Consider the following 10,492-nt stretch of genomic DNA (forward strand, 5'->3'; position numbering starts at 1 on the left):
AAAAATGAAAAAAACCGCCTCGGGAAAAAGGCGGTTAAAACAAGGAGAAAAGTATCTATTACTTTTATCTATGCTTAAAGCTGTCCTCTGCAACAGCTTCAAAAAGGGGATAACAAAGTTTATCTCTTTGCTACAATTATATAGTATCAGTGGATTATTAAAAAAACTTTAAATAAAGATTAGAAAAAGATTAAAAGTTATATTTTCTACCGCTTTTTAAAGTTATAATTTCAGCAGCAGGATTATTTTTAAAATAATGTAGTGAATAATCACTGCTGCCATGCGGAAAAAAATACTTTTTTAACATGAAAGTTTTTTAAAACAGAAATTTTTTTGATTAAGATAATTATCATCCAGCTACTATCTGTTAACAGTAATAATTACTAATAGTTGCTATAGCAGGGCTCATGGCTATATTTTTTTTGCTTTTAATCTTGACAAAACAAATTGGTTTAGTTATAATTAAAATCGTCTGAAGTTGAGAATCATTTTCAAATAAAATTAGATCGAGGAGGAATTCAGATGAGAAAATTAATTACAATTACAATTTTAATAAGTATTTTTGTTGGATTGGGAACAGCTGCTGTTGCAGCAGAAGAGGTAAATTTATATACAAATCGTCATTATGATACAGACGAGGAAATTTTGAACCTTTTTACAGAAGAAACAGGAATTGAGGTTAATGTACTTAAAGGTGATTCCGATCAGTTAATCGAGAGAATTGCTAGAGAAGGAGAAAATTCTCCCGCAGATCTATTAATCACTGCCGATGCAGGTAGATTACATAGAGCAAAGGAGAGAGATATATTAGAGGCAGTAACTACTGAAACTCTTAATCAGAATGTACCTGAGAATTTAAGAGATCAAGATAATTACTGGTATGGTTTAACAATGAGGAGCAGAGTTATAGTTTATGCTAAAGATAGAGTTGATCCTGCTGAACTGGGAGGATATGCAGATTTAACTTCAGATCAGTGGCGGGATGAAATTTTAGTTAGATCATCTGCCAACATCTATAATCAGTCTCTCTTAGCTTCCTTAGTTTCAATTTATGGAGAAGAGTGGGCTGAAGACTGGGCTGCTGGAGTTGTTGACAATATGGCTCGTAAACCACAGGGTAATGATCGCGCTCAGGCAACAGCAGTTGCAGCTGGTGAAGGAAATCTGGCAATTATGAACACCTATTATTTAGGGAAGATGATCAATTCTGATAATCCAGCTGAAGTTGAAGTGGCTGAAAATGTTGGAATCCACTTTCCTGATGGAGAAAATGGAACCCACATTAATGTTAGTGGAGCCGGAGTTGTTAAAAATGCTCCCAACAGAGAGAATGCTGTTAAGCTGTTAGAGTATCTAAGTTCAGCTTCAGCACAGGAATTTTTTGCTTCAGCAAATTATGAGTATCCGGTTAATCCAGAAGTAGAAGCCTCCGAACTTCTGCAGTCCTGGGGAGATTTTGAGCCACAGAACATTAATTTGACAGAGCTTGGAATTCACAATCAGACAGCAGTTAGAATCTTTAACCGGGTCGGCTGGCAGTAAATAAAAGGCTAGAAATCAAATTTAATCTAAAGTCTATTTGAATATCGATTAGAAAAAGTTGTTTTAATGCTAGGAAATTATAGCTAATATTTTTTTGAAAAGGTGGTGTAAAGATGCAGCTATTAAAAAAGCTAAAAAAAGCTTCGCCGGGCTGGTTTCTGCTGACAGCCGGGATTATAATTCTGCTTTTAATTCCAAATTTAAATATTATTATCAATCTATTTGGTGAGGCAGGAGAAAACTGGGAGCATGTAAGAGATTATCTGCTTATCAACTATTTCCAAAACTCTCTGATATTAGTACTTGCTACCGGTCTGCTGGCTGCTTTTTTAGGAGCAGGTTTAGCCTGGATAATAGCTGCCTATGATTTCCCGGGAAGAGATTTTTTGAGCTGGGGGCTGATTCTGCCTCTGGCCATCCCACCCTATATTGGAGCCTATGTATATCAGGGGATGTTCAGCTACACCGGACCCTTACAGACATTTTTGCGCAATAAATTTCAGCTGCAGCTTTCACAGCAGTATTTTGACTTCATGAATTTAAGAGGCGCTATCTTTATTTATACAATTTTTCTTTTTCCCTATGTTTTTTTAATGACTAAAGCCTTTCTGGCCAAACAGTCAGCTTCCCTACTGGAAAGCTCAAGGCTTTTAGGTAAAAGTGACAGTACTATCTTTTTTAAAATCATCCTGCCCCTTTCCCGAGGAGCAGTCGTTGCCGGCAGCAGCCTGGTAATGATGGAAGTTTTAAATGATTATGGGGTTGTAAAATATTTTGGAATCAGCACCTTTACTACGGCAATTTTTAAAAGCTGGTTTGGAATGGGAGATCTGCCGACTTCAGTTCGGCTGGCGGTAATGGCCATGCTGGTGATCTTTGTAGTTCTATTTATTGAAAAGTTAATGCGGGGAGGTAGAAAGTACAGCTATTCTACTTCTAATATTAGACCTTTAAGCAGGAGAAAATTGGAAGGCAGGAAAAAACTTCTGGCTCAAGTTTTTACCTATGGAGTTTTCTTTTTTGGATTTTTACTCCCTACAGCCCAGCTTATCTACTGGAGCTTTTTAAGTGGGGGAGGAGAGCTGCTGGAAACCCTCCATTTTGCTTTTAGTTCTTTTTTAACCGGGGGAGGAGCAGCAGTTTTAATTCTGGTGGGAGCAGTAATCGTTGCTACAACAGCCAGAATGAGCTCCAGCTTTATCTCCAACCTTTTAGCGAGAATCACAATTCTTGGTTATTCTATCCCCGGTGCTGTAATTGCAGTTGGAATTCTGCTTTTTATGCTGCAGCTTGATCAGCTTTTTGCTCTGCTGCAGGCAGGTTTTGGGATAGAGACAAATATTGTTCTAAGCAGCACTTTAGTGATGCTGATTTTTGCCTATGCAGTCCGTTTTATGGGAATAGCCTTTAATTCGGTTAACAGTGGTTATGAAAAAATTGGAGAAAGTTATTTTGAAGCTTCAAGAACACTGGGTAAGGGAGTTACCGAAACATTTTTTAAGATTGATCTCCCGATGCTGAAACCGGCCCTGATGAGTGGATTTTTGCTGGTTTTTATCGAAATAATGAAGGAACTACCGCTGACTATGATTTTAAGACCCTTTAATTTTGACACCCTGGCAACCAAAGCTTTTGAATATGCTTCTGATGAAATGATTTACCGGGCGGCTGATTTATCGCTGGTTCTAATTTTCTTTTCAGCAGCAGCTATTTATTTAATTACTCACCGCCGGAAGAGGAGGAATGAATAATGCAGTTAGAAATTAAAAATTTAACTTTTGCTTATAATAAAAAAGAAACAAATATAGTAGAAAATTTTAACCTGGAAGTTGAAAAAGGAGAGATTGTAGCTCTGGTTGGTGCCAGTGGTAGTGGTAAGAGTACAGTCCTGCGTCTGACTGCAGGTTTAGAAATACCTGCCGCTGGAGAAATTAAAATTGCCGGAGAGACTGTGGCGGCTGAGCATAAGTTTCAAGCAGCAGAAAAAAGAGAAGTAGGAATGGTTTTTCAGGATTATGCTTTATTTCCTCATTTAAGTGTGGAAAAAAATATCGCCTTTGGCATTGATCACTTAAGTAAAGCTCAGAGAAAAGCTAGAGTTAAGGAGCTTTTAGAGCTTGTAAATTTAGAAGGTTTTGAAAAAAGATATCCCCATCAATTATCAGGTGGGCAGCAGCAGAGAATTGCTCTGGCCAGAACCTTAGCTCCAGGTCCAGAACTTCTACTTTTAGATGAGCCTTTCAGTAATTTGGATGCCGAGTTGAAAGATAAAATTAGAAGAGAATTGAATCAAATAATTAAAGAAGTTGGAGTCACAACTATTTTAGTTTCACACGATAGGGAAGATGCAGAATTTATGCAGGCCAGAGAGATTTTAATGAATTAGAATGACTTTTAAAAAGCAAATAAACTTCAGTTCTCCTTATTAGCAATAATTACTAATAACTGCTATATCGGGCAGGACAAACAATTTTTTTGCAAATTAATCTTGACAAAAGTAATTAGTTTATATATAATTTTACTTGAAGTTGAGAATCGTTTTCAATTAATATTTTAGATATTTTATGATCTGAGTTTGGATAGGAAATTTTTTGACTGGCTGATTACAGCTTAAAATTTCAGTTTGGCAGAAGTTGTACAAGTAATTTTTTTAGATTAGTTTTAGGCCAGCCTAAAAATTGGAGGAGAGAGCATTGGAAGCAGAGATTAATTTATCAGAATCACTGGAAGATTATCTGGAGGCAATTTTCAATTTGATTAAAGAAAATGGTTCGGCTCGAGTAACAGATATTGCAAATTATTTAGAAATTGCAGCTTCATCTGTTAACCAGGGTTTAAAAAAATTGAATCAGGAAGGTTTAATCAGCCAGGAGAAATACGGACCGATTAAATTAACGGAAGCCGGTCTCAAAGCAGCAGAGAAGATTCGCTGCAAACATCAAATTTTATATTTATTTTTAAACAAAACACTTGGAGTAAGCGAAAAAAATGCTGATCATGATGCCTGCAGTATTGAGCACGCTCTAAGTGAAGAAAGTTTTAATAAGATGGTGGATTACTTAATAAAAAATGATTATATAAAAGAGCAAAATTGTGCTTTCAAATTGAAAGCAGAAAAGGAGGACAAAAAAATGGCAGCAGCTGAGCTGATGTTAGATAAGGTTAAAGTTGGTTCTAAAGCAGAGGTAGTTAAGATTCAGTCCAAAGGTCGTTTAAAAAGAAAATTAATGGACATGGGTTTAAATAGAGGTGCCAGTATTGAAGTCAAAGGTAAGGCACCAATGGGAGATCCGATTGAAGTGAAGGTTAGAGGTTATAGTTTGAGTTTGCGCCGGGATGAAGCAGCAGAGATCCTGGTTAAGGAGGTTTAGAATTGATGCCTTTAGCGATGTTAAGACCGGGTGAAACAGCCTGCATTAAAGAAATAGTTGGCGGTAGAACAGCAAAAGGTAAATTAACAGATTTAGGATTTGTCAGCGGAAAAAAAGTTAAAATCCACAGCAGTTCTGGTGGACCTTTAATTGTTGGTCTGGGAGATAATAGAGTTGCACTGGGACATGGAATGGCTCATAAAGTGATAGTAGATACTAAAGGATGTGAAAATTAATGGCTCTAAATAAAAGTAAAAGAAAAAACAATGAAGTAAAGGTTGCTCTGGCCGGTAATCCCAACTCCGGTAAGACAACAATGTTTAATGAACTAACAGGTTCCAGACAGCATGTTGGAAACTGGCCGGGAGTTACAGTAGAAAAGAAAACAGGTAGGGCTTCTTATCAAAATTATTCACTGGAAGTTATTGATCTCCCGGGTACATATTCTCTGGGAGCATATTCAGAAGATGAGGTAGTGGCAAGAGATTTTCTGACAACTGGTGATTACGATGTTGTTTTAAATATTATTAACTCTTCTAATCTGGACCGCAACTTATACTTTACGGTTCAGCTTCTAGAAATGGGTTTAGATTTGATTGCAGTTTTAAATATGGCAGATGAGGCTGAGAAAAAAGGAATCAAGATCGACAAAGAAAAAATCGGCCAGCTGCTCGGTACTCCAGTTGTGGAAACTGTTGCCAGTAAAGGTAGAGGAATTGACAGTCTATTAGCAGAAACTGTTCAGCATCGTGATTTATCTGAGGCTGCTCTAAAAATTGATTACGGCAGTGAGGTAGAAGATTTAATTTCCGAAGTAGTTTCCATGCTCAAGGAATTTGATTTTACCAGTCAGATCAATCAGCGCTGGGCAGCAGTTAAGTTAATTGAACATGATCCGGAAGCTGTAAAACTTTTGGAAAGAGAAGTTGGTGTTTCCAAAGCTAAAAAGATTAAAAGTTTAATTGCTGAAAGGGAACTTAAGGCAGAAGATGATTTTGATAATATTATAATTGATAAAAAATATGAATTCATCAATAAAGTTATTTCTGAAAGTGTGCAGCGGCCAGCGGCCGATCAGGAGCCAGAAAATGTATCTGATAAAATTGATGCGATTGTAACTAATAAATATCTGGGAATCCCGATTTTTATGGCAGTTATGTGGGGAATTTTTAAATTTACCTTTACTCTTGGTGACCCACTGATTGGCTATATCGAGGCCTTCTTTGAAGCTGCAGGCGGCTGGCTTGGTGGCCTCTTAGTTGGGGCGGGTATTTCTCCTTTAATTACTTCCTTTATCACTGATGGAATTATTGGTGGTGTGGGCTCAGTACTGGTCTTTATCCCAAATATTTTTCTTTTATTCCTGGCAATCGGTATTTTAGAAGACAGCGGCTATATGTCGAGGGCAGCTTATGTAATGGACAAGGTGATGAGCAAACTGGGACTCCACGGAAAGTCCTTTATTCCAATGATTGTTGGTTTTGGCTGTAATGTACCTGGTGTAATGGCAACCAGAACTTTAGACAGCAAGCGGGACCGTATTATTTCGATTTTAATTAATCCACTGATGTCCTGTTCAGCCAGATTACCGGTTTATGTAGTTTTTGCCGGAGCTTTATTTCCCAATCACGCAAGTACAGTAGTTTTTTCACTCTATGCACTGGGAATTGTAATGGCAGTGATTATGGCCGGAATTTTTAATAAAATATTATTCAAGGGTGAGAGATCACACTTTGTTATGGAATTACCTCCCTACAGATTCCCAACCTTAAAAGGAGTTTTTATTCATATGTGGGAAAAAGTAGGAGCCTTTATCAAAAAAGCAGGAACAATTATTTTCGCAGTTGTAGTTTTAATCTGGGTACTGGCTAATTTACCACTGGGTGTTGAATATGCTTCAGCTCAGAGTTTGATCGGTCAATTTGGTCAGCTGATGGCTCCAATCTTCGAACCATTAGGATTTGGCAACTGGCAGGCAGCATCATCACTTGTTTTTGGTATTCTGGCAAAAGAGGTAGTTGTAGGTACTCTAGGAGTTGTTTATGCGGCAGGAGAAGGTGGACTGAGAGCAGCTTTAACAGCAAACTTCAGCCCACTGGCAGCTTATTCATTCTTAACCATGGTACTTTTATATACTCCCTGCATTGCGACTCTGGGAGCTATTAAATCAGAAACTCAGAGCTGGAAGTGGCCAATAATTACAGCGTCTTATCTATTTGTTTTAGCCTGGTTAGTTTCTTTTGTAATCTATCAGGGTGGAATGCTGTTAGGAATTGGTGTTTAAGGATATTAAAACTGAATTTAAGCTTTTCAGCTTAAGGAGGTTAAATTATTTATGGAATATTTATTTTTAGGAATTTTAGGCTTTGGCAGTCTTTATTATATAGGAAAGAAAGTTTATGGTGGAATTAAGGGAACAGATAGTCCCTGTGCCGGCTGCAGTGATCAGAGCTGCCCGGTATCAGGTGGTAAGGAATATAATTTTGATGAGATTGTGATTGATGATTAATGAACTTGTACCAGGTTCAAATGAGCTCATTTGAACCTGGTACAAGTAAAACAATTCACAAACTTAATAGGGAGTGATTTCAAATGATAAGTCAATTAATAGTTTTAATTATAATTTCTGCAGTCTTATCTGCAGGTACTTCACTTAGACATTTTGCTCTGGCGGGAGATGGCTGTGAAGACTGTAATTGTGGCAGTGATGACTGCTGTGGAGATGAAAGAAAAGAAGAATAAAAAATTTTAGATTCAATTGAGAACCATTTTCAATTAATAAATATTGTTATAGTAGCTGGAACTTAAATTGGTTTTATGTACCCGGTACAAAAAATATGAGGAGGAGAGTAGAATGTCTTTAATGATAGTTGGCGCAGATAATTTAGGATCGATTAGAGATAATGTAAAAAATCTTGGTTTTGAGGAGATTATCCATCTTGATGGCCGCAATAAGTCAAAGTTTAGGAATTTTGAAATTCCGGCTGAGACAGATTTTGTGCTGGTGATGACTGATTACATAAATCATGCTGTAATGCGCAAGGTGAAAAAGGCAGCTAAAGCGAGTGAAGTTAGTGTTATTTATGCCCGCCGCAGCTGGGCTTCTATCTACAAGAAACTTGAAAGAAGAGCAGTAGTTAATTAGAATTTTTTTAGATTTAAACTTGAGAAATTCAATCAAAAAAAACGCAGATCCTAAAGTTCGGATTTAGGGTCTGCGTTTATGTGATATATTTCTTTATAACCAGGTCCAAATGAGTTCATTTGGACCTGGTACCAATAAATATTGTTTAAACAGCCTGTTCCTGTTCAGAAAGCATAATTTCTTCTTCAAAGTGAGTACTCTTAATCTTTTTAATGTAAATTCCCATAGTCACAACAGCGATGATAATTCCGGCAGTTACTGAGAAGCTGTAAGGAAGCTGGAATCCTTCTGGTGCATAGAGAATATAGGTTGAAGAAACACCGGTCATAAAGAAGGCTGGAATTGAAGCAATCCAGTGATTTTTACCGCGCTTAGCAAGCCACATTGCTCCTGCCCATAAAACAACCATTGCTACTGTCTGATTTGACCAGGCGAAATATCTCCAGAGAGCATCGAAGTTGATCTGAGATAAAGCTCCACCAACAATAAAGATTGGAATCGCAAGCATTAATCTATTTTTGACTGATTTCTGCTCCAGGCCAAAGATATCAGATAGAGTTAAACGCACACTTCTAAAAGCTGTATCTCCAGAAGTAATTGGCGCTGCTATTACACCAAGCATTGCCAGGACTCCACCGACAACTCCCATCATAGTTCCTGTAATTTCGTGAACAACACCGGCTGGTCCACCAAGAGAAGCTAAGGCTTCATTTAAGCCGCCAGTTCCCTGGAAGAAAGTCATAGCTGCAGCAGCCCAGATTAGAGCTACAATACCTTCAGCTACCATTGCTCCATAGAAAATTTTACGTCCTTCTTTTTCATTGGTAGTACAGCGAGCCATAATTGGAGATTGAGTTGAGTGGAAACCACTAATTGCACCACAGGCGATAGTTACAAATAATAAAGGCCACATTGGTAATTCACCAGGATGAAGGTTATTTAAAGCGATATTTGGAATATTGTAGTCGCCAAAGATCAAGCCTCCACCAACACCTAAGGCCATAATTAAAAGAGCCAGACCAAAGATTGGATACAATTTACCAATAATCTTATCAACTGGTAAGAATGTAGCAATAAAGTAATAACCTAAAATAATAATTAACCAGATATTAACTCCCATAAAACCTGGAGTTAAATTTGCTAAGAGCATTGCAGGACCGGTCATAAATACTGTTCCTACAAGTACTAAAAGCACAATACTAAAAACTCTCATAATCTGTCTGATTGTGCCACCAAGATTTTCTCCAATAACCTCAGAGATCGAGGCACCACCAGAACGGATAGAAAGCATTCCAGATAAGTAATCATGGACACCACCGGCAAAAATTGTACCAAATACTATCCAGAGAAAAGCAGTTGGCCCCCATAAAGCACCAGCGATTGCACCAAAAATTGGTCCTAAACCGGCAATGTTTAAAAACTGAATTAAAAAGGCCTTTTTCCAGTCCATTGATATGTAATCCACACCGTCTTCCATCGAAATTGCTGGAGTTTCCCGCTCCGGCTGTGAATCAAAGATCCTGTCAACAATTTTCCCGTAAGTAAAATAACCAATAATTAAAACAGCTAAAGAAATAAGAAAAGATGCCATTAAATATAACCCCCTAAAAGTTTTTTTAATACATCTTAATTATATCTGGATCCGGGGATTATAAAAGGCATCTTAACTGAATTGTAAAAATATTATACTCAATTGCATTATTTAAGGTTTAAGAGTTTATTTATTTTTTCAACCTTGGATCTGCTGACCGGAATTTTATGTTCAGAGTAATCTTCCATTAAAACCTGATATTTACCTTTAAACCAGGGAATAACTGCTTTGATCTGCTTCAAATTTACTATATAGCTTTTATGAATTCTAAAAAACTGATCGGGCAGCATTTTTTCCAGTTCTTTTAACTGAAAACCTGTCATATAAGATTTTTTGAAGCAGTGAGCCCAGACTTTTTTCTCTCTGGTGGAAAAATAATAAATATCCTTAAAATCAAGCATCAAATAATAATCTTTTTCCATAACTGCAATTTTATTTAATGATCGGTCTCTGTTTTGAGAATTTATGCTGGCAAATAAGTTTTCCAGCTGCTGATTGAAATTGCTGCTCTGTCCCATTTCTTTTTTTATTTTCTCCAGGCTCTCTTTAAAACGCTGGTCACTGATTGGTTTTAAAAGATAATCAACAGCAGCCAGCTGAAAAGCTTCAACTGCATATTCATCATAGGCGGTAGTAAAAATTATATAAGGAGAATTTTCTTTTTCTTTTAGAATTCTGGCAATTTCCATACCACTAATACCTGGAATTTTGATATCTAAAAATAGCAGATCAAGCTGATGCTTATTTAAACTTGAATTCGGCAAGTAAAAATACCGAATCCAGTTATGATAGTCTTTAAACAGTAAATCTAGTTCAAATTTTTTTGAATAAAAAAATAGAATC

The 10,492-nt window shown here is 37.0% G+C and carries 11 protein-coding genes; 9 read left to right on the forward strand and 2 right to left on the reverse strand.

The genetic code is table 11. The features are described 5' to 3' along the window. The first annotated feature begins 522 nt into the window (after positions 1–522). The 9 genes from CI949_RS11775 (at position 523) to CI949_RS11815 (ending at position 8,058) form a co-directional block, all read left to right on the forward strand. On the forward strand, positions 523–1,542 hold the full coding sequence (locus tag CI949_RS11775; RefSeq protein ID WP_290766807.1) for a Fe(3+) ABC transporter substrate-binding protein: 1,020 nt from the start codon (positions 523–525) through the stop codon (positions 1,540–1,542). A gap of 113 nt (positions 1,543–1,655) precedes the next feature. Beyond that, positions 1,656–3,293, forward strand: a complete 1,638-nt coding sequence (locus tag CI949_RS11780; RefSeq protein WP_290766809.1) for an iron ABC transporter permease — start codon at positions 1,656–1,658, stop codon at positions 3,291–3,293. Continuing rightward, the gene (locus CI949_RS11785; RefSeq protein ID WP_290766811.1) at positions 3,293–3,928 is read left to right on the forward strand and encodes an ABC transporter ATP-binding protein; all 636 of its coding nucleotides are present in this window, start codon (positions 3,293–3,295) and stop codon (positions 3,926–3,928) included. The genes CI949_RS11780 and CI949_RS11785 overlap by 1 nt, the downstream gene beginning before the upstream one ends. Positions 3,929–4,235: 307 nt before the next feature. Next, complete coding sequence (locus CI949_RS11790; RefSeq protein WP_133531127.1) at positions 4,236–4,913, forward strand: DtxR family transcriptional regulator; 678 nt, start codon at positions 4,236–4,238, stop codon at positions 4,911–4,913. Between the two features lie 5 nt (positions 4,914–4,918). Further along, positions 4,919–5,149 carry a FeoA family protein gene (locus CI949_RS11795; protein WP_133531128.1) on the forward strand — a complete coding sequence of 77 codons (231 nt, stop codon included), beginning with the start codon at positions 4,919–4,921 and terminating at the stop codon, positions 5,147–5,149. Next, entirely contained in the window at positions 5,149–7,197 is a 2,049-nt protein-coding gene (gene feoB, locus CI949_RS11800; protein WP_290766814.1) for a ferrous iron transport protein B, read from the forward strand. The genes CI949_RS11795 and feoB overlap by 1 nt, the downstream gene beginning before the upstream one ends. Before the next feature lie 51 nt (positions 7,198–7,248). After that, positions 7,249–7,422, forward strand: coding sequence for a hypothetical protein (locus tag CI949_RS11805; RefSeq protein ID WP_166637183.1), 174 nt, complete (start codon positions 7,249–7,251; stop codon positions 7,420–7,422). An 83-nt stretch (positions 7,423–7,505) separates the two neighbouring features. Next, positions 7,506–7,655, forward strand: coding sequence for a hypothetical protein (locus tag CI949_RS11810; protein ID WP_166637184.1), 150 nt, complete (start codon positions 7,506–7,508; stop codon positions 7,653–7,655). 112 nt (positions 7,656–7,767) lie between these two features. Next, positions 7,768–8,058: a DUF2325 domain-containing protein gene (locus CI949_RS11815; RefSeq protein WP_108139935.1), complete on the forward strand. Its 291-nt coding sequence runs from the start codon at positions 7,768–7,770 to the stop codon at positions 8,056–8,058. 145 nt (positions 8,059–8,203) lie between these two features. Here CI949_RS11815 and CI949_RS11820 read toward each other — a convergent pair whose 3' ends face one another. Together CI949_RS11820 and CI949_RS11825 are read right to left on the reverse strand one after the other, a co-directional pair. After that, entirely contained in the window at positions 8,204–9,649 is a 1,446-nt protein-coding gene (locus tag CI949_RS11820) for a carbon starvation protein A (RefSeq protein ID WP_108139933.1), read from the reverse strand. 107 nt (positions 9,650–9,756) lie between these two features. Next, positions 9,757–10,491, reverse strand: coding sequence for a LytTR family DNA-binding domain-containing protein (locus CI949_RS11825; RefSeq protein WP_243734056.1), 735 nt, complete (start codon positions 10,489–10,491; stop codon positions 9,757–9,759). Position 10,492: the final 1 nt, after the last annotated feature.

The sequence above is a fragment of the Halanaerobium sp. genome (genome assembly GCF_003070835.1).

Excerpts from the sequence above, each read along its gene's own strand:
- CI949_RS11775 (WP_290766807.1), top strand. The coding sequence starts at position 523 with ATGAGAAAATTAATTACAATTACAATTTTAATAAGTATTTTTGTTGGA.
- CI949_RS11780 (WP_290766809.1), top strand. The coding sequence starts at position 1,656 with ATGCAGCTATTAAAAAAGCTAAAAAAAGCTTCGCCGGGCTGGTTTCTG.
- CI949_RS11785 (WP_290766811.1), top strand. The coding sequence starts at position 3,293 with ATGCAGTTAGAAATTAAAAATTTAACTTTTGCTTATAATAAAAAAGAA.
- CI949_RS11795 (WP_133531128.1), top strand. The coding sequence starts at position 4,919 with ATGCCTTTAGCGATGTTAAGACCGGGTGAAACAGCCTGCATTAAAGAA.
- feoB (WP_290766814.1), top strand. The coding sequence starts at position 5,149 with ATGGCTCTAAATAAAAGTAAAAGAAAAAACAATGAAGTAAAGGTTGCT.
- CI949_RS11805 (WP_166637183.1), top strand. The coding sequence starts at position 7,249 with ATGGAATATTTATTTTTAGGAATTTTAGGCTTTGGCAGTCTTTATTAT.
- CI949_RS11810 (WP_166637184.1), top strand. The coding sequence starts at position 7,506 with ATGATAAGTCAATTAATAGTTTTAATTATAATTTCTGCAGTCTTATCT.
- CI949_RS11815 (WP_108139935.1), top strand. The coding sequence starts at position 7,768 with ATGTCTTTAATGATAGTTGGCGCAGATAATTTAGGATCGATTAGAGAT.
- CI949_RS11820 (WP_108139933.1), bottom strand. The coding sequence starts at position 9,649 with ATGGCATCTTTTCTTATTTCTTTAGCTGTTTTAATTATTGGTTATTTT.